The organism is Acinetobacter sp. NS-4, assembly GCF_037402435.1.
Taxonomy (GTDB): domain Bacteria; phylum Pseudomonadota; class Gammaproteobacteria; order Pseudomonadales; family Moraxellaceae; genus Acinetobacter.
In genome coordinates, this window is the sequence record NZ_JBBEUE010000002.1 from 1 (window position 1) to 19727 (window position 19727).

Here is a 19727-nt window from a genome sequence, read left to right on the forward strand (position 1 = left end):
TTTTCTTCTGTTTTTTTAGGCCTTTGAATTGGAATTTCTGTGGCATCCACGATCACCACATTCCAGTCTATGCCTTCGCCTTCGGGCAAATTCTTCGGTAAATTAAACAGCTTGGACTGAATCAGGCAATCTTCAACATGACGTACAATTCTTGAGGCTGTAGGCTCTGAAATCCCGTAACTCGTAGCAATGTGAAATAAGGTTCGGTATTCCCGCCAATAGCTCAGACAGAGCAGAACCTGATCCTCCAGACTTAATTTGGGTGGTCTGCCTTTAGCTGGAACATGCTTCTGCAATTGCTCAACCATTAAATAAAAGGTTGACCATGAGATGCCTGTATATCGCTTAAACTGTTTTTCAGAAAGCTTCTTTGAATCAATGTATTTCATCCGCAGATTATGCACGAATGCTAAGAAAATTAGAGTACAAATATCAATCAAAAAGGTGCTCGTTTTTTGATTTATGAAAGAGATCTATTTACCTATTATCCAAACCTGTCTGAATTATTCTTATTTTGATTATTCCAATCCAAAATTTTATGTGGGTTATAATGTGGGACAAAAGCACAGGTAAGAAAAAAGCCTTTGCAAATACAAGGGCTTAATTCGAAATTTGGCGGAAGCGGTGAGATTCGAACTCACGGAGGACTCGCACCCTCGTCGGTTTTCAAGACCGGTGCATTAAACCGCTCTGCCACGCTTCCATGTGCGCCATAATACGGATGTTTTTAAAAGCTGACAAGTAAAAATTACAACTAAACCATTCAAATGAATATTGTTTCACCAAATCAACTTAAAACATCATAATTTGGCTGCCAATTCAGCACCCTCGCGGATTGCACGCTTGGCATCAAGCTCTGCTGCCAGTTTGGCACCGCCAATAATATGGTAATTCGCCAAGGTATGTTCACCGTCATTCGGCATAATATCCTTCACTGACTCTTGTCCTGCACACACCACCACGGTATCAACACGTAACAGTTGGTCATAACCATTGGTTTCTATCCATAAGCCTTCATTGCTAATAGACTTATATTGCACGCCGCGTAACATCTTCACTGTATGTTTTTTCAATTGAGCACGATGCACCCAGCCTGTAGTTTTGCCTAATCCAATCCCCAGCGGTGTGGTTTTACGTTGCAATAAATAGATCTCACGGACAGGATGAGCCACTTCAGCAGCTTGCATTCCTCCTTCAGAAATATAATTTGGATTTGGGTCAATGCCCCACTCCCGCTGCCAGTCCGCCAATGGTTGCGGCTGTGGCTGACGTTCAGGTTTTAATAAAAATTCCGATACATCAAAACCAATCCCCCCCGCACCAATCACTGCAACACGATCCCCCACTGGAGCACCGCGAAGCACTTCCGCATAAGATAATACTTGCGGTGCATCACTGCCTTCAATTTTTAATGCACGCGGAACAACTCCAGTCGCAACCACGACCTCATCAAAACCTTCACGTTCCAGTTGTTCACGGTTCACTCTGGTATTTAACCGAAGCTCCAATCCAGTTTTTTCAATTTGAACTTTAAAATAACGAATGGTTTCGTGGAATTCTTCTTTGCCCGGAACCACTTTGGCCAGATTAAATTGCCCGCCCACTTCTTTAGAGGCTTCAAATAAAGTGACTTTATGGCCGCGACTTGCCGCAACTGTTGCAGCAGACATGCCTGCTACGCCACCACCAACAACAGCAATTTTTTTCGGTGTTTTGGTTTTTAAATAGACCAGTTCTGTTTCATAGGCAGCGCGTGGATTGACCAAACAGGTTGCCCGCTTATTTTTAAAGGTGTGATCCAAACAAGCCTGGTTACAGGCAATACAGGTATTAATTTCATCAACACGATTGGTTGCGGTCTTGCTGACCCAGAATGCATCTGCCAACAAAGGTCGTGCCATTTGCACCATATCGGCTTTTCCAGCAGCCAAAATGGCTTCGGCTGTTTCAGGCATGTTAATGCGGTTAGATGCAATCACGGGAATAGCAACGTGTTTTTTCACCTCGGCCGTGTAATCGGCAAATGCTGCACGCGGTACCGAAGTAACAATGGTCGGAATACGTGCTTCATGCCAGCCTATACCGGTATTCAGCAAAGTTACGCCTGCTTGTTCCAGCGCTTGGGCAACCGTAATCACTTCCTGCATGGTATTGCCATCATGCACCAAATCTAGTAGCGACAAACGGAAGCAGATAATGAAGTTTTCGCCATTTTTTTTCCGAATAGCTTTTACAATTTCCACTGCAAAACGCATCCGGCTTTGAATGTCTCCACCCCAGCGATCAGTACGTTGATTGACATGACGGCTTAAAAACTGATTCAGCAAATAACCTTCAGAGCCCATGATTTCCACACCATCATAGCCGGCTTTTTTGGCAATACTAGCGGTATGTGCATAATCATTGATGGTTTCGAGAATCTGTTTTTCACTCATCTGACGCGGTTTAAACGGTGAAATTGGTGACTTGATTGGGCTGGCAGAAACCACAAAAGGCTGATAACCATAACGACCCGAATGCAAAATTTGCATCAAAATTTTTGCACCATGCTTATGTACAGCATGCGTCACCAAGCGATGCGGCGCCACATCCGCCAAATGATTCATGGTACCGCCCGCAGGAAGCAACCACCCCTGACGGTTCGGTGAAATCCCCCCAGTGATAATCAGACCTACACCACCTTTTGCCCGTTCGCCAAAATATGCGGCTAATTTAGGATAATTATAAAAACGATCTTCCAGACCGGTATGCATGGAACCCATCACGACACGGTTTTTAATGGTCGTAAAGCCCAAATGTAGCGGTTTTAAAATATTTGCATAGCTAGTTGTCATGATGGGTCCTTAATATATTGGCTCTGCAACTTGTTGCATATTACTTTACCTATTTTTATCATTTTGTTTATGACTTGTTTTAAAGATTGTCTGACGAAACAGTCAATTCAGCATAAAAAAAGGTGCAGTTTTAAAACCACACCTCGTATAAGTTCCGGGAAATAAATCTATATTAATCCCAGTATTTTAATTTGGAAGTCTGACCAATCCCCACATTAAAGCTATTGGTCGGATCTAATTTTTGATAATGCTTTTTAAGCGCAGGCTTGGCCACATATAAATGTCCAACATTATGCTCAGCCGGATATTCAGCTCCACGCGCATCCAGCAAATGCCACATTTGATGCTCCATCGCCAAAGGATCAACGCCTTTTTTCACAATATAGTCCTGATGGAACACATGACATAAAAAATGACCGTAATACAATTTATGAATAATCAAGTCATCCATTTCCTGAGGCAAGGTTTCGACCCATTCACGGTCATTACGGCGTAAGGCAATATCCAACGCGACAATATCTTCTACTTCACTCCGATGGGTATCACGATAACGAATTGCTGCTCCCGCAACCGCAAAGCGGTGCAGAAAGGCTTTACGCCCTTCTTCCTCGCTGCATAGAAAATAATTTCCAGTGGTATTGGCTGAAAAATATTGCTGCAAAAATTGCTGCACCTGTTCTACGTCCTGATTCTCGATACGCAGCACCAGATGATGCTCATACAAATCCCGGAATTCATTCATGCGTTTCGGTAAATGCGACGGTAAAAATTTGCTCAGCATTTGCAGGACTTTGTCAGACAGTCCTTTCATGCCGACTTTTTCCAGGTAGCTATCCACCTTATCTTTCATGGCAAAAGCCGCCGGTACTTTGGCTGTTCCAAATTTCTCGATAAACATGAAGGTATCTTTGCCATATTCAGCGCCAATATCGTAAGCTACCCGGTGAATATATTCGCCTGCAATCGGCAAGCGCGGTAAATCAGTGAGTAGAAAACGGCGGATTGCAGTTAAATCTTGCTGGGTATTGGTGCCGACATAAAACACCTGACTGGGAATTTTTTCAAAGGTATCCAAACGTACCGCAAACACACAGACTTTTCCCGCCGAACCGGATGCTTCATACAAACGCGATGGATCGGCATTAAAACGTGCCGGAGTATTCTCATCGACTTGAGTCACATCATGCGCATAATGCTGATCCGAAGCACAGCAACTTGGATTATTTTCAATATCCGCTGTCTGGTAGTTTTGGCTTTCCAGTTTTGTCAGAATCTCTTCAGGCGTTGCACCTAAATTCACTCCCAAATGATTCACCAGCTCTAATTTGCCAGCACTATTCACTCGTGCATACAGGGCAAGTTCGGTATAGGCAGGCCCACGTCGAACCAGCGCACCACCCGAGTTATTGCACACACCACCCAAAACCGATGCACCAATACAGGAAGAACCAATCACAGAATGCGGCTCACGGTTAAATTGGGCAAGTTCCTTTTCAAGTTTGTCTAGCGTTGCTCCAGGTAAGCAAATTACCTGTTTACCGCTATTGATGACTTGAATACCGGCTAAACGACGGGTACTCATTAAAATGACAGGACGGTCATAATCATCACCAAAGGGGGTGGAACCACCAGTAAGTCCGGTATTGGCTGCCTGCATAATCACAATACAGTCTGCATCCACCGCAGCCTGCAAGACTTGCCACTGTTCCAGCAATGAACCCGGGACGACCACGGCCAGGACTTGACCGGAACCGTAACGGCGTCCCTGACGGTATAAACGTGTGTCATTGTCATCTATTAATACATGTTGCTTGCCGACAATGTTGATGAGCTTTTGAATGGTTTGCTGTGGATTTGTTGCAGTCAGCACTTAACACCTCTGCTAGTTTGATTTTTCATGTCCATAAATTTAAATAGTTAAAAGTATGAATATCCTGATTTTTAAACTTTGATTATTCACAGCATTGACTATCGCATCTGGCGGCATGGATGCCGCCGTTGGGCAGAGAAACAAGGAAGTTCCTTCTGCTCAACGAAGGATTTTTGTTACTTTTGATCCATCAAAAGTAAGATAAAGCCTACACAAATAAATCTAAACCCATTCTCCGCAAAAGCTGGCCGTGAAAATACTTAATATGAAGTTTTACAATCATGTTTAACGCATGATAAATGTTAATAAATTCATTATTTAATCTCCCCTAACCCCTCTTTAATAAAGAGGGGAACTTTTTCTTGTCAAAAAAGAGTTCGGGTAGAATCACTCCGCCAATTCTTTATCCAACTTCACCAAACAATCCGAACTGATATCTTCGATAGTTTTGGCACCTGTCAGCGTCATAGCCACACGCATTTCTTTGTCAATTAAATCCAGCAGATTAGATACCCCCTCACCACCGGCTGCACCCAAGGCATAGACAAAGGCTCGTCCGAGCATACAAGTATCTGCACCTAAAGCTAGCATACGCACCACATCCAGACCATTACGGATACCCGAATCGGCTAGAATTTTGATATCACCTTTAACCGCATCGGCAATCGGTGGAAGCGCACGCGCGGAAGATAAAACCCCATCCAGCTGACGGCCACCGTGGTTCGACACCACAATACCATCTGCTCCGAAACGTACCGCATCTTTGGCATCTTCAGGGTCTAAAATGCCCTTGATCACCATTGGGCCATCCCAGAACTCACGAATCCATTCCAGATCTTTCCATGAAATAGACGGGTCAAAGTTAGAACCTAACCAGCCAATATAATCTTCAAGACCCGTTGGTTTGCCTAAATATTTGGAAATATTGCCCAAGTCATGTGGACGGCCCATCATGCCGACATTCCAGGCCCAATGCGGATGGAAACAGGATTGCATATAACGGCGCATTGCTGCATTGGGTCCACTCATACCTGAGTGGGCATCACGGTAACGTGCACCTGGAACAGGCATATCTACTGTAAATACTAAGGTTGAGCAACCTGCCGCTTTGGCACGTTCCAGGGCATTTTTCATAAAGCCACGGTCACGCAGCACATACAACTGAAACCACATTGGACGCTGAATCGCTGGCGCAACTTCTTCAATCGGACAGACTGAAACAGTAGACAGGGTAAAAGGAATACCCTTTTTATCTGCCGCCACTGCCGCCTGAACTTCCCCGCGACGTGCATACATACCGGTTAAACCGACTGGCGACAATGCCACTGGCATCGACAGGGTTTCATTAAACAGTTTGGTTTCCAGACTTAACTGCGACATGTCATTCAGTACACGTTGTCTCAACGCAATTTTTGATAAATCTTCCACATTACGCTTCAGTGTATATTCCGCGTATGCGCCACCATCAATATAGTGAAAAAGAAAAGGGGGCAACCGGCGTTTCGCAGCTTCACGATAATCATTCGCAGAAGAAATAATCATGCTTATATCCTGTTTAATCTACTGGCACGCTGGCGACGAGCTTCTTCTTCATCAATCAAGCGTACCTGTTGTACTACAAACCCAATGTGTCCACAGACTGCACTGCGTGCAGCATCAGGATCACGGCGTTCAATTGCATCCATCACTTGAAAGTGCTGATCGTGCAATTGATCAAAACGGTGCGATTCGCTATAGACTTTACGCCGGCCCAAAACCACGTTGTATTTCAACAGGTCAAACAGGCCGCGCATCATCTGTATTAGCACTAAATTATGTGAGGCTTCAGCAATGGCTAAATGGAACTCGGCATCCGCTTTAGAAGCCTGATCATCATCCCCAATAGATTGATAATGGGCAATCTGATCATAGCAGCGGCGAATATTTTCCAGGTCTGCTGTTGTTGCACGCTGAGCGGCATACCAGGCAGTACCACCCTCTAAAACGCTGCGGGCTTCCTGCACATCAAATCGGTAAGCCGGGTCCTGATCGATCAAATTGCTTAAAGGTTCTACAATTTGATGATTGGTCCAGGCACCCGGTAGCAACTGCAAAAAGGTTCCCGAGCCTGCCTTGCTCAGCAACATGCCTGTACTGACCAAATGCTGAATGGCTTCACGCAGCGATGAACGCGACACCCCGAGCTGTTCACATAATTTACGTTCTGCAGGCAAACGGTCTCCAACCTGCATATTGCTCTGTTCAATCAACATACGGAGCTGCTGTACGGCTTGGTCGGAAACTTTCATCTGCATTTCTCTACTCTTGCATCAATTCCAGTTTATGGAATCATCCATGGGAACACATAGGCTTGTAAGGTAATGATAATACCAATCATCACGGTAAAGGAGATACTGTGTTTCACCGTAAAGCGGAACAAATCAGATTCTTTACCTACCAGACCTACAGCCGCACAGGCAATTGCAATCGATTGAGGTGAAATCATTTTTCCGGTTACACCGCCACTAGTATTGGCTGCAACCAGCAATACTTCTGGCACCCCAATCTGTTGTGCAGTAGTGGCTTGAAGTGCCGAGAAAAGCGCATTGGCAGACGTGTCTGAACCAGTCAGGAACACGCCAATCCAGCCCAGGAATGGAGAGAAGAAAGTAAATGCCTGGCCTGTATGCGCCAGCGCTAAAGCTAGGGTGGCCGACATGCCTGAATAGTTCGCAATAAAGGCAAAGGCCAGTACCATACCAATGGAATAAATAGGTACTTTTAACTCATTGATGGTTTCGCCAAAAGTGATCACTGCTACTTTTGGCTTCATTTTCAGGAAAATAATGGTAATGATGGCGGCAATAAAAATGGCTGTGCCTGTGGCAGAAATCCAGTCAAATTTATAAATCGCATCGTAGTCCTTAATTTCAGGAACCACCGGCGGCATCTTCTGGATCAGCTGATGCAAATACGGTACTTTGATGGAAATGACCAGATCATGCAGTGCACCATCTTTGGCAAATAAATCCTTAAAGGGTTTGATACTCCACAGCGTCACCATAGCCGTTAGAATTGCAAATGGCGACCATGCCTTGGCAATTTGGGCAATGCTATATTTTTGCTGTTTTTGAGCGGCAAGCTGTTGAGCATCTGCTTCATCAACATTTGCGTCTTGGTCTGCAAAACGGAAAATATGTTTTGGCTGCCAGAATTTCAGAAGAATGGTTAATGAAACCAGTGATGCAATTGAGGCAGTAATATCAGGAAGTTCAGGACCTACAAAGTTAGATGTCAGATATTGCGCAATAGCAAATGATCCACCACCCACAATCACTGCGGGCCATGTTTCTTTTACTCCACGCCAGCCATCCATAATCGCCATAATCCAAAATAGAACAATTGGCACCATAAACGGCAACTGACGTCCTACCATCTGGCTAATTTCATGGGTATCTACACCTGAAACCTGCCCTGCCACGATAATTGGAATACCCATCGCACCGAAGGCAACGGGTGCAGTATTTACAATCAGGCACAAGCCCGCTGCATATAAGGGTTTAAACCCTAAACCCACCAGCAATGCAGCAGTAATGGCCACTGGAGCACCAAAACCTGCTGCACCTTCAAGGAAGGTACCAAAGGCAAAACCAACAAAGAGCATTTGTAAACGCTGATCTTCGGTAATCGACAGAATGGACGAACGAATAATATCGAACTGCCCGGTTTTAACCGAAATTTTATACAGAAATACCGCGCCGATGATGATCCAGGCAATCGGCCACAAACCATAGAAAAAACCGTAAATCATCGATGCAAAAGCCATCACGACCGGCATCTGATAGGAAAATAATGAAACCAGCAGCGCAAGGATCACGGTAATGGTTCCCGCTACGCTGCCTTTCATGCGGAATACCGCAAGCGCTAAAAAGAAGAAAATGATGGGAATCAGGGCGATCAAACTGGAGAGCCAGATATTGCCCATAGGATCATAAATCTGTTGCCATTGTTGAAGCATTGTCATCTCCTTGAAATGCTTTCCAGAACACAAAATGGTCTGATCACCTACCAATTAGCACCTTAATTGGTATGACCAATAATCATTTAATAAAAAAAATATGTCTCTTAATGTTAAATATCTTACTTTTTGCCGAATTAAAGATCAATTAATAATTTATTATTTATAATTGGTCATACCAATATTACACATGAAATATTTAAAATTTGCACAGACTACACTGATTAAAATTCACTCAGGTATTTTTAATTATTTAATTTTTATTAATTTTTATTAATTTTTTAGAAAAATAATAAATCCGGGACAATCATGTAATACTTTAGTCGATAATATGGATTATTTGAACAATGCTTGCTCAAAGCAAAACACTATTTATAACAAGCATAGATACTGATCATTAGTATCCTGGATAATTAGATACCCATAACAAGTGCAACAGAAAGCCATTCTGAGAGGAAATAAAATGCGCAGACATGTTGCAACCGGTCAAACGTTCAATGTGCTGCTCACAATTGTTATCAACCTTCCTTTTAACTCCTGTTTATAATCCTCAGCTCTGCTCTGTTTCACGATTCAATCCAAATCTTTGCTTATAACCATATATTGAATCTATCAATTTCAAATTTTCAACGAGATTTTCTTTTGTAAAACCATTAGAAATAAAATAGTGCTACAATTGAAGAAATGTGTATTTTCTTGGGCCACCAAATTTCTCGGTGCCTATTTCATATCGTTAGGATTAACAATGTCTGATAATGCAACTATCTTGCAGAATGTCCCAGTAGGCAAAAAAGTTGGTATTGCCTTCTCTGGTGGTCTAGATACTTCAGCTGCTCTATTGTGGATGAAACAAAAAGGCGCAGAACCTTATGCTTATACAGCGAACCTGGGTCAGCCTGATGAAGACGACTATGATGCGATTCCGAAAAAAGCGGAAGCGTATGGCGCAGTAAAAGCTCGCTTGGTTGATTGCCGCTTACAACTTGCATTAGAAGGTATTGCTGCTATTCAATGTGGCGCTTTCCATATCAGTACTGGTGGTGTTCCTTACTTCAACACTACGCCATTGGGTCGTGCAGTAACTGGTACCATGCTTGTTACCGCAATGAAAGAAGATGACGTAAACATCTGGGGTGACGGTTCAACTTATAAAGGTAATGACATTGAACGTTTCTACCGTTATGGCTTGTTGACTAATCCTGCGCTTAAAATTTACAAACCTTGGTTAGACCAAACCTTTATTGATGAGCTTGGTGGCCGTGCAGAAATGTCACAATTCCTGATCGACAACGGCTTTGACTATAAAATGTCAAAAGAAAAAGCTTACTCAACTGACTCAAACATGCTGGGTGCGACTCACGAAGCGAAAGATCTTGAATACTTAAATGCCGGTATCAAAATCGTTGACCCAATCATGGGCGTGGCGTTCTGGAAAGAAGAAGTCGAAATCAAACCTGAAGAAGTATCAATTACTTTTGAAGAAGGCTTCCCTGTTGCGATTAACGGTCAACGTATCGAAGATCCAGTTGAGTTCATTCTTGAAGCAAACCGTATCGGTGGTCGCCATGGTCTAGGTATGTCTGACCAGATCGAAAACCGTATCATTGAAGCAAAATCTCGCGGTATCTATGAAGCTCCGGGTATGGCTCTCCTTCATATTGCTTACGAACGTCTTGTGACTGGTATTCATAACGAAGACACCATCGAACAATACCGTATCAACGGTTTACGTTTAGGTCGCTTGTTGTACCAAGGTCGTTGGTTCGATTCTCAAGCGCTGATGCTTCGTGAAACTGCACAGCGTTGGGTTGCTAAAGCAGTGACTGGTACTGTGACTTTAGAACTTCGTCGTGGTAACGATTACACGATTATGAACACTGAATCTCCTAACCTCACTTATGAAGCTGAGCGTTTAACCATGGAGAAAGGTGATTCAATGTTCTCTCCAATGGATCGTATTGGTCAATTGACTATGCGCAACTTGGATATTACAGATACACGTGCGAAATTAGGTATCTATACAAACACTGGCTTACTTGCAGTAGGTACAGCTTCTGCAGTGCCTCAGTTAAAAGACAAAAACAAATAAGTTTGTTTAAGGTCAAAAAAACCGCTCTTTCGAGCGGTTTTTTATATGATCTGTTTATGATTTCATGAAATCACTTTCAGATATATTCGAACCAATAGATTGATAATAAATCTGATTTCGACCAAGCTCTTTGGCACGATATAAAGCCTGATCGGCAATGCTTAATAATTCTTCTTTACTCAAATCAGCTTCGCCACGATACACGGTGATTCCCAAACTGATGGTAATATAGTTCGAAACCAAGGATTCGGCATGGGGAATTTCCAAACGCTCTATGGCCTTATAGATATTTGATGCTACGGCATAGGCACCATGAGCATCTGTTTCAGGCAGTAGTACCACAAACTCTTCCCCACCATATCGTGCAACAAAATCCATATGCCGAATGGCATTTTTAATGGATTTGGCGATAGAGAAAATAACATCATCGCCCTTTTGATGCCCATAAAAATCATTATATTTTTTAAAGTAGTCGATATCTATAAACAGGACGGATAAAGCACTTTGGTCATGACGGGTTTGTTCGTAAAATACTTGCATCATTTCATCGAAACTACGACGGTTTGAAATTTTAGTCAGGTCATCATGCTGACTTAAATGCAATAATTCAGAATTGTGAATGCGATGCATTTTTTCACTGATTCTGGCACGCATGGAATACAAATAAATCATTCGTTCACGTGCAAAAATCATGTGGCAAATCACATAACTCAGTATACAAATACCAAAGAGAATACGCCCCAGTACCACGGCATCAAATTCAACATCCAAAGCAACAAATAGCAGGATGGTCGCTGATGCTGCAGATAATCCAGTCATGAGTATCTGGATTGGCTTCACGCCGGTAATGAGAGGAGCAATAATATAAATAATACAAATTATGGCCATGGCCTGATGCTGCATGGCAATGGTTTTTACAGTAATAGTCGTCCAAGCTATGGATATAATGGCCCAGAACATAAGCGCCATGGAAGCTTGAGCAAAATATGCACGTAATTTAGGAAAATATGAAAAGCAAAATAAGAAGAGTAAACAAAGACCGCCATTGACCAAGCCAACCACGCATTGCACAAAATCATGAGCAAAATATTGCTGATCTATAATCCAGTAATCACTCGGAATCATGACCAGCATAAACATAAAATAGGATAAAATGCCGCCCCATAGATATTTTTCTACATGCTTACGGGCACGTTCCAGGTTTTTAGAGCAAAATTCCTGTTCCATTTTTTTGGGAAAAACCTGACCTACACGACGACTTTGCCGCGTAATCAGCTCTTCTATTTTTTCTTTATCGTATTGTAATTTCGCTAAAATATACTTGGATTCCATTTCCTAGCATTACTTACTTCTTTTAGTTACTAAAAATAACATATATTTCATGTTTGTAATTATACATATCTAACCATTTGTCTGTAATTCTCGTTACCATTTTCACACTTTATGGATTATCATTTGTTTTATTTCTTCGATTGAAATGGCCTTGAATACTATTACTCTTCTCCAGCCAGACGATTGGCATGCTCATTTACGTGACGGTTTATCTTTAAAACGTACAGTTCCCGACCTTGCCAAGCAGTTTGCGCGTGCCATCTGTATGCCAAATACTGTCCCTCCCATTAAAACAGTTGAAGAAGCACTGGCTTATCGTGAACGCATTATGGCGCACGTTCCTGAAGGTGTAGCGTTCGATCCGCGTATGGTGCTTTACTTTACCGATCAAACCCAGCCGAGCGAAGTAAAAAAAATCAAAGAATCTGAACATGTCAATGCCATCAAGCTATATCCAGCTGGTGCCACCACCAATTCAGATAATGGCGTAAGTGATATTCGTAAAGTCTATGCCGTAATTGAACAGCTTGAAGAACATCAGGTGCCGTTGTTGCTTCATGGTGAAGTCACCCATAACCATGTCGATATTTTTGACCGTGAAAAACGCTTCCTGGATGAAGTGCTTTCACCACTGCTTAAACAGTTTCCAAAGCTTAAACTGGTACTCGAACATATCACCACCAGTGAAGCTGCCCATTTTGTACTTGAACAAGACCGCAATGTAGCTGCTACAATTACCCCTCAGCATTTATTGTTTAACCGTAACGATATGCTGGTTGGTGGTATTAAACCGCATTTTTATTGTTTGCCAATTTTAAAACGTCAAACCCATCAGCAAACATTACTTGAAGTTGCGACCAGTTCTAATCCTAAGTTTTTCTTGGGAACAGACAGTGCGCCACATTCAAAAAATGCCAAAGAAAATGCTTGTGGCTGTGCCGGTTGTTATAGCGCACCGACTGCAATTGAACTCTATGCGCAGGCTTTTGATCAGGCAGGCCGACTGGATCGTCTGGAAGGTTTTGCCAGCCACTTCGGTGCTGACTTCTATGGCCTGCCGCGCAATACCAATACCATTACCCTGGTAAAAGAAGAGCAAGTTATTCCGGAAAGTTTAGACTATTTGGATGGAGAACAGATTATCCCACTGTATGCGGGTAAGACCATCCAATGGAGAAAAGTGTGACAGATGAAACCCAACCAGTAATTGGTCAGCGTTTCCGTGGATTTTTACCTGTTGTTGTCGATGTCGAGACAGCAGGTTTTAACTCACAGACCGATGCCTTGCTGGAAATTGCAGCTATCCCAATTATTTATAATGAAGAAGGTCAATTTGTACCTGGTGAAGCCCACCATGCACATATTAACCCTTTTGCAGGGGCAAATTTAGACCGTCGTTCCTTAGAATTTATTGGTATAGATCCTTCAAACCCAATGCGCATTGCCATGGCGGAAGATGAAAAGACGGCGCTCAAGCGTATCTTTAAATCTGTGAATGAAGTTCGCCGTCAGCAAAACTGTACCCATGCCGTTTTGGTCGGTCATAATGCGCATTTTGATTTGGGCTTTGTCCAGGCTGCCATTGCACGTACCGGTACTAAAAATCAGAATCCGTTCCACAGTTTTTCTGTGTTCGATACCGTGACTTTAAGTGCCGTGATGTTTGGTCAAACCGTGCTGGCAAAATCATGTATTCAGGCTGGAATCGAGTTTGATGGTAAGGAAGCACACTCTGCTCTATACGATACTCAAAAGACTGCCGAACTGTTTTGCTATATTTTGAACAAACTCGCACCCCATCTACTTGACACTTTGGTGGCGGATCAATAAGATACCGCCATCTTCTAAACGACCCTATCGTCTAGAGGCCTAGGACATCGCCCTTTCACGGCGGTAACCGGGGTTCGAATCCCCGTAGGGTCGCCATCTATTTTCTCTTCTTGTTTTAATTCAACACTTCAATTTCTTTATTCTATTTTCATTCTTTTGATATCAATCGCTGCTTAAGCACAACTATATTTTAATTTTATAGTTTTAAAATTTTAGTTTTTTGCAGATTGATCGTCTGAGCACTGTACTTATGGCTTGGTTTATCGCAATTTACATGTGAAGATCAACTTATTCCGGTCAATACTCAAATCATCAGGTTGAAAAAGCCATTATGTTGAAAAAAGTTTTTATTGTTTTAATGATTCTGCTGCCTTCAGCTGTATATTTATATCTCGCCAGCAAAGATGAAGAACAAAGCAAAAATCCGGCAAATACCACAACCACAACTCCGGCACCCCAGCCGCAGAAATATTAGACACCAGACCACTAAATGTGGTCTTTTTTTAAATCTACAGCTGTAATAGATCTCTTTCATAAATCAAAAATGTTCAATATTAGATTTTTTTTAAATCAGCACGGCCTCATTTGATTGATTTAATTTTTTTACCTTTTCGTAGGCAATCTCTCTACTTTTGAAAGGTCAAAATGAGGATCTCAAAATATATTTTGAGTCCGCAAGAAAAACCTTTTATTTCCCATACACGGCATCCTGAGTCAGTTTTAAGCACTGCTTTAAAATGCAGTGCAAGGGATGGGAAATGTGTGGCATCCATGCCACACTCATGAATCTAATATCGACTGAAATCTATTTTCAATTTTGGCTTTACGAACAATTTTTAGTTTCTAAAATAATTTATGAGAGAAGCCTAATGAGGCAATAATCATCAGCAAAAAATGATTTATTTGAAAACTCATCGAACAAACACTTAAAATAGTACTTTCAACCTATTATTTATTTTATGCAATCTCCTACCCAACCTTCACAGCATTCGCCTGCCGAGGAGCGTAAGCCATCGCTCAAAAGAGCCATGTCTACACGTCACCTCATTATGTTGTCACTTGGTGGTGCCATTGGTACAGGCCTGTTTATGGGCTCTGGTGAAGTTATTTCACAAGCCGGGCCACTTGGTGCAGTACTTGCCTATATCATTGGTGGTTTAATCGCTTATATGGTCATGCTTTGCCTGGGCGAACTGGCTGTACATTTACCGGTATCCGGTTCTTTTGGTGCATTTGCCTCAAACTATATTGGCCCCGGTACAGGCTATATGGTGTCCTGGATGTATTGGCTGGGCTGGTCAGCCACTTTAGGTACAGAATTCACCGCAGCCGCCATTCTGATGCAGGAATGGTTCCCGCAAACCTCCATCTGGTTATGGACCCTGATTTTTGCCAGCGGTGTACTCATTTCAAACTTGAGTTCAACCCGTACTTTTGCCGAGTCCGAGTTTTGGCTATCGATGATCAAAGTCGCGACCGTGCTGGTATTTATTATTCTCGGTTTCGGCAGTATTTTTGGCTTTATTCCATTCCAGGGTTACGAATCTGCACCACTGTTCAGCAACTTGACTGAACACGGCTGGTTACCCAATGGCTTGATTCCGCTTTTCAGCACACTGTTGATTGTTAACTTTGCCTTTAATGGTACCGAGATGATCGGTATTGCCGCGGGTGAGACAGAAAATCCTGAAAAAAATGTCCCTAAAGCAATTCATGCTGCGGTATGGCGTTTGATGATTTTCTTTGTCGGTACCATCATCGTGATCAGCTCACTACTTCCTTATACCGATGCAGGTCTCAATGCTGGCGCTCAGGGTGAAGGCTTAAGCAGCAGCCCATTTGTCTCGGTATTTAACCTGATGGGCATCCCTTATGCAGTGGATATCATCCGTTTTGTGATTATTACTGCCTTGCTTTCTACTGCAAACTCAGGCCTGTATGCCGCTTCACGCATGATGTGGGCTTTGGCTGCACAAAACCAGCTGCCACGTATCTTTGCCAAAGTGAGTAAATCAGGCGTTCCTGTCATTGCGATCTGGGTCACCATGATTGGCGGTTTGCCAGGATTGTTGTCTGAACAATTTGGTGCAGATGTTATTTTTAAAAACCTGATGGGTGTTGCGGCATTCACCATGGTGATTGTGTGGATGAGTATCTGCTGGAGTCAGTTTAACTTCCGCCGCCAATGGTTGAAGCAGGGCAATAGTGTTGCAGAACTTAAATTCCGTACCCCGTGGTTTCCGCTGGTGCCGATTCTTGGTTTTGTGTGCTGTACAGCCACAGGTCTAAGTATGGCCTATGATCCTGAAATGCTGTCAGGTTTTATTGGCTGCTTACTGTTTATGGCCGCTTGCTATGCCAGTTATTACTGGTTATATCACAATAAAAATTAATGCCTGCTTGTATGATCAATTAAGCGCAGTGTAATAACTGCGCTTTTTTCTTGCAGACTTGTCATTTTTTATGCAATTAATTCAATATTATAAAAATAACACAATTACAGGTTTGACAGTCCGCTGAAAACTCCATAATATACGCATCACCTCCTAACGACCCTATCGTCTAGAGGCCTAGGACATCGCCCTTTCACGGCGGTAACCGGGGTTCGAATCCCCGTAGGGTCGCCATATATCGCTCCATACGATTTTCCAAAATTTAATTCTCATTATTATTCCATCGCAGATTTTTAGTTTGCATGATAACGACTCGTTTTATCTATTTTTTTAAGCCATTCTCTCTTTAATATCTGCTAAAAGTGATTGCACAAAAGCAGCCTGTAGCAATTATTATCTCCTTAAATTTTTAACGATCAGATCTTTATAAGAAGACCTGCTATCACAGCTATTTTTTATGATAAGCAAAACTAACACATAAAAAGAGTGGTCAAGTACCGGTCTTTTTTTTAAGCTAAAGCAAGAGAATCACCTCTATAAAAACTCTGACCATGTATGAAAATCATTTTTATTCACGGCATGAATCAACAGAATTATGATCAACCCTCATTAAAACAACATTGGCTATCTGCTTTTCAGACAGGCTTACGCAATTCCCAGCAAAATATAGATCTTAACTCTCTGGAAATACGTTTCCCCTTTTATGGAGACTTGCTCAGCAAACATCATTTATATAACAGCCTGGATCTGGATACTTTTTTACCCAAGTCTATTGCACATTTACATCTTCCCTTTCATTTGCGACATAACGACACCATGGTGCAGGAACACAAACCCTGTATTCACTCCTTACCCATCTTTAATCCGGAACATTCTGAATCACTTACCCAGCGCCTAAGTGTATTCAGCGCGCTCACCAGAGACCATACCTTTAAAGAACTGGCACTATTTCTGAATCATTATCCCAAGCTGCATGAAACATTTATCCGTAAATTCCTGATTGAAACTTACCTGTATTTATCCAATCCAGACTTCATGCATGAAGTCCATCACCGGATCATGTCTTACCTTCATCCTGAGTTAGATCATATTATTGTGGCGCATTCCCTCGGTTCGGTCATTACCTATAACCTGCTGCATCAATATCCCCATTTTAGAATTCAGCGCTTTATTACCTTAGGCTCTCCCCTGGCTTTTAGAGTCATTCAGGAAAAACTCGTCACCCCGATTTCAAGACCACCTCAACTGCAGGGTGACTGGTTTAATTTTTATTCCCCAGATGATTTTTTGACTGCTTTTCCCTTGTCTGAACCGCCCTTCGATTTTGATCCCCCCATCATTAATCAGGCCATTACCACCTTCTTTCAAAACCCGCATAGTATTACCGGTTACTTGCAACATCCTGCCGTAATCAACAGCATCATTGAAGGTTTAATGCCTGAAAAATAGTGCATTTCAAAGTACTTTTCACATATTTGTTTTATTTTTATTCAGTTGAATGGGTTTTTAAAAATTATCCCGGAAAAAGGTTTGACAGGGTCTGCTATCCACCCTATTATACGCCCACCTCTGAAACGTCCCTATCGTCTAGAGGCCTAGGACATCGCCCTTTCACGGCGGTAACCGGGGTTCGAATCCCCGTAGGGACGCCAATACTTAGATGACCCTATCGTCTAGAGGCCTAGGACATCGCCCTTTCACGGCGGTAACCGGGGTTCGAATCCCCGTAGGGTCGCCATATTCGAGATTGAAAAATCTCACCAAAAAAGCCTGATCATCATAAATCAGGCTTTTTTGTTTTTAAATGAATTGAATTTCAATATTGCTTGATCTTTGCTACATATCTAAAAAATAACTATTTAGCAGTGATCATTTTAGGCGTGTAGATCTGTTGTTTTGGTTTCCGCTACTGGCCTGTACGCAATCAAATACGGCATTTGCATCGTTACAGCATATTCAGCGTTATCTGCAACAGATCCAAAGCAGACCTGCCTTTCAACGTGCATTGGAAAAAGGACAATGGTCTGCTGTGTAATTTCAGTCTTATTGGGCTAAAGCATGGTAGCGCTAAGCACTACGACGTGAATTAATCTGGCCTTTAATAATGGCAGTAATGTTATTTTTGGCATATTTCAAGAAAACTTTCAGCGGTGACAGTTTAGGATTTGGACGTTTGCCTCGTGCAATATCTTTAAACTGCGCGGCATACCAGATAATTTCCATAATTGCCATTTTATCGACCATAGGAATACCGGTTTTAATTTTATTCACCGCATAACGCACGTCCTGTCCAGCGATCAGTCGATCGGTTAAATCGGTTTCCACCGCCAATGGCCGGGCAATACCAATAAAATCACAGGCACCACTGTCGAGTGCCGCATTCATCCCCTCTACGGTACGGAAGCCACCGGTCACCATTAAATGACATTGCACTTCTTTACGAATTTTCTCGGCAAAATCGAGGAAATAAGCTTCACGTGCTATGGTACTGGCTTTGCGCTTATCTTCTTTCGCGCCCGCCATAGCCGGAGCTTCATACGTTCCGCCAGAAATTTCAATCAAGTCGATTCCCGCTGCATCTATCGCTTTAAAGACCGCAACTACTTCTTCTTCAGTAATGCCGCCACGCTGGAAATCGGCCGAGTTCAGTTTCACGGAAATGATAAATTGATCCGAGGTGGTCTCACGAACCGCTTTGTAAATTTCTAGCAGGAAGCGCATCCGGTTTTCAATTGAACCGCCCCACTGATCCTGACGCTTATTGGTCAAAGGCGATAAAAACTGGCTAATCAGATATCCATGTGCACCATGCAACTGTATACCTTCAAAACCGGCTTTTTCGCAGATTTGAGCAGAGGTGGCAAAACGCTGAATAATGTCGTAAATCTCATCTTCACGTAATTCACGCGGTGTGCCAAATGTGGTTGCCAGCATCGGAGAGAAAGCTACCGCTGAAGGTGCAACGGTTTCCTTGTTTAGACCTTTAGGACACTGACGGCCTGGATGAGACAATTGAATCAGCTGCACCATGCCATATTTCTTGCCTAGTTCTGCCCATTGCTGTAGCTTGGCCAAATCACGTTCCGATTCAACCACCACCACGCCCGGTTCATTCTTGGCACGAAAATCCACCATCACATTTCCGGTAATGGCACAGCCCAAACCACCTTTGGCCCAAGCTTCATACAGATTGAAATGCAACTGGCTGGGCTGACCCGCATCATTTGCCAAAGCCTCACTCATCGCAGCTTTGATAATTCTGTTTTTAAAAGGGGTATTTCGAATGGTGGTTGCTTCAGCTAGATGGCTCATATCTCAATCCTGATTTATTTGTATTTATTTAGCTTTAATACCCTAAACATATTCTGCAATCCGTCAATAG

Annotated in this window: 14 protein-coding genes, 5 tRNA genes and 1 pseudogene; 11 read left to right on the forward strand and 9 right to left on the reverse strand. The window is 42.7% G+C overall.

Going from position 1 to position 19727, the window contains the following annotated elements:
• The 7 genes from WAE57_RS01440 to lldP form a co-directional block, all read right to left on the reverse strand.
• A partial coding sequence (locus tag WAE57_RS01440) for a transposase family protein (protein WP_337707696.1) occupies positions 1-389 on the reverse strand: 389 nt, incomplete at its 3' end.
• A 224-nt stretch (positions 390-613) separates the two neighbouring features.
• Positions 614-703: transfer RNA gene (locus WAE57_RS01445), tRNA-Ser, on the reverse strand.
• Between the two features lie 97 nt (positions 704-800).
• Entirely contained in the window at positions 801-2834 is a 2034-nt protein-coding gene (locus WAE57_RS01450) for an NADPH-dependent 2,4-dienoyl-CoA reductase (RefSeq protein WP_337707697.1), read from the reverse strand.
• Positions 2835-3006: 172 nt separating this feature from the next.
• Positions 3007-4704 (reverse strand): D-lactate dehydrogenase, encoded by a 1698-nt coding sequence (dld, locus tag WAE57_RS01455; protein ID WP_337707698.1) that lies wholly within the window; start codon positions 4702-4704, stop codon positions 3007-3009.
• Positions 4705-5091: 387 nt separating this feature from the next.
• A complete protein-coding gene (gene lldD, locus WAE57_RS01460; RefSeq protein ID WP_337707699.1) occupies positions 5092-6246 on the reverse strand; it encodes an FMN-dependent L-lactate dehydrogenase LldD in 1155 nt (384 codons plus the stop codon).
• Between the two features lie 2 nt (positions 6247-6248).
• Complete coding sequence (gene lldR, locus WAE57_RS01465; RefSeq protein ID WP_337708034.1) at positions 6249-6992, reverse strand: transcriptional regulator LldR; 744 nt, start codon at positions 6990-6992, stop codon at positions 6249-6251.
• Positions 6993-7024: 32 nt separating this feature from the next.
• Positions 7025-8707, reverse strand: a complete 1683-nt coding sequence (gene lldP / locus WAE57_RS01470; protein WP_337707700.1) for an L-lactate permease — start codon at positions 8705-8707, stop codon at positions 7025-7027.
• Between the two features lie 739 nt (positions 8708-9446).
• Here lldP and argG point away from each other — a divergent pair.
• Positions 9447-10790, forward strand: coding sequence for an argininosuccinate synthase (gene argG, locus WAE57_RS01475; protein WP_337707701.1), 1344 nt, complete (start codon positions 9447-9449; stop codon positions 10788-10790).
• Between the two features lie 54 nt (positions 10791-10844).
• Here argG and WAE57_RS01480 read toward each other — a convergent pair whose 3' ends face one another.
• On the reverse strand, positions 10845-12122 hold the full coding sequence (locus tag WAE57_RS01480) for a GGDEF domain-containing protein (RefSeq protein WP_337707702.1): 1278 nt from the start codon (positions 12120-12122) through the stop codon (positions 10845-10847).
• Positions 12123-12273: 151 nt separating this feature from the next.
• Here WAE57_RS01480 and pyrC point away from each other — a divergent pair, with 151 nt between their 5' ends.
• The 10 genes and pseudogenes from pyrC to WAE57_RS01530 all read left to right on the forward strand — a co-directional run.
• On the forward strand, positions 12274-13308 hold the full coding sequence (gene pyrC, locus WAE57_RS01485; protein WP_086175330.1) for a dihydroorotase: 1035 nt from the start codon (positions 12274-12276) through the stop codon (positions 13306-13308).
• A complete protein-coding gene (gene rnt, locus WAE57_RS01490; RefSeq protein WP_086175264.1) occupies positions 13293-13952 on the forward strand; it encodes a ribonuclease T in 660 nt (219 codons plus the stop codon). Before pyrC ends, rnt begins: the two co-directional genes overlap by 16 nt.
• Positions 13953-13972: 20 nt before the next feature.
• Positions 13973-14048: transfer RNA gene (locus tag WAE57_RS01495), tRNA-Glu, on the forward strand.
• A gap of 235 nt (positions 14049-14283) precedes the next feature.
• Positions 14284-14427, forward strand: coding sequence for a hypothetical protein (locus WAE57_RS01500; RefSeq protein WP_237786797.1), 144 nt, complete (start codon positions 14284-14286; stop codon positions 14425-14427).
• Positions 14428-14911: 484 nt separating this feature from the next.
• Positions 14912-16345, forward strand: a complete 1434-nt coding sequence (locus WAE57_RS01505) for an amino acid permease (RefSeq protein ID WP_337707703.1) — start codon at positions 14912-14914, stop codon at positions 16343-16345.
• Between the two features lie 158 nt (positions 16346-16503).
• Positions 16504-16579, forward strand: a tRNA-Glu gene (locus WAE57_RS01510).
• Positions 16580-16900: 321 nt separating this feature from the next.
• Complete coding sequence (locus tag WAE57_RS01515; RefSeq protein WP_337707704.1) at positions 16901-17794, forward strand: hypothetical protein; 894 nt, start codon at positions 16901-16903, stop codon at positions 17792-17794.
• A 127-nt stretch (positions 17795-17921) separates the two neighbouring features.
• Positions 17922-17997, forward strand: a tRNA-Glu gene (locus WAE57_RS01520).
• A gap of 10 nt (positions 17998-18007) precedes the next feature.
• Positions 18008-18083, forward strand: a tRNA-Glu gene (locus WAE57_RS01525).
• A 147-nt stretch (positions 18084-18230) separates the two neighbouring features.
• Positions 18231-18380, forward strand: a pseudogene (locus tag WAE57_RS01530) (glutathione S-transferase); the annotation flags it as partial.
• Between the two features lie 32 nt (positions 18381-18412).
• On the opposite strand, the gene WAE57_RS01535 reads toward WAE57_RS01530, so the two are convergent.
• Positions 18413-19657: an NADH:flavin oxidoreductase/NADH oxidase family protein gene (locus WAE57_RS01535; RefSeq protein ID WP_337707705.1), complete on the reverse strand. Its 1245-nt coding sequence runs from the start codon at positions 19655-19657 to the stop codon at positions 18413-18415.
• Positions 19658-19727 lie beyond the last annotated feature (70 nt).

Coding starts and splice junctions, on each gene's coding strand:
- argG (WP_337707701.1), top strand. CDS start 9,447: ATGTCTGATAATGCAACTATCTTGCAGAATGTCCCAGTAGGCAAAAAA.
- WAE57_RS01505 (WP_337707703.1), top strand. CDS start 14,912: ATGCAATCTCCTACCCAACCTTCACAGCATTCGCCTGCCGAGGAGCGT.
- WAE57_RS01500 (WP_237786797.1), top strand. CDS start 14,284: ATGTTGAAAAAAGTTTTTATTGTTTTAATGATTCTGCTGCCTTCAGCT.
- WAE57_RS01480 (WP_337707702.1), bottom strand. CDS start 12,122: ATGGAATCCAAGTATATTTTAGCGAAATTACAATACGATAAAGAAAAA.
- lldP (WP_337707700.1), bottom strand. CDS start 8,707: ATGACAATGCTTCAACAATGGCAACAGATTTATGATCCTATGGGCAAT.
- rnt (WP_086175264.1), top strand. CDS start 13,293: ATGGAGAAAAGTGTGACAGATGAAACCCAACCAGTAATTGGTCAGCGT.
- WAE57_RS01515 (WP_337707704.1), top strand. CDS start 16,901: ATGAAAATCATTTTTATTCACGGCATGAATCAACAGAATTATGATCAA.
- lldR (WP_337708034.1), bottom strand. CDS start 6,992: ATGAAAGTTTCCGACCAAGCCGTACAGCAGCTCCGTATGTTGATTGAA.
- WAE57_RS01450 (WP_337707697.1), bottom strand. CDS start 2,834: ATGACAACTAGCTATGCAAATATTTTAAAACCGCTACATTTGGGCTTT.
- WAE57_RS01535 (WP_337707705.1), bottom strand. CDS start 19,657: ATGAGCCATCTAGCTGAAGCAACCACCATTCGAAATACCCCTTTTAAA.
- lldD (WP_337707699.1), bottom strand. CDS start 6,246: ATGATTATTTCTTCTGCGAATGATTATCGTGAAGCTGCGAAACGCCGG.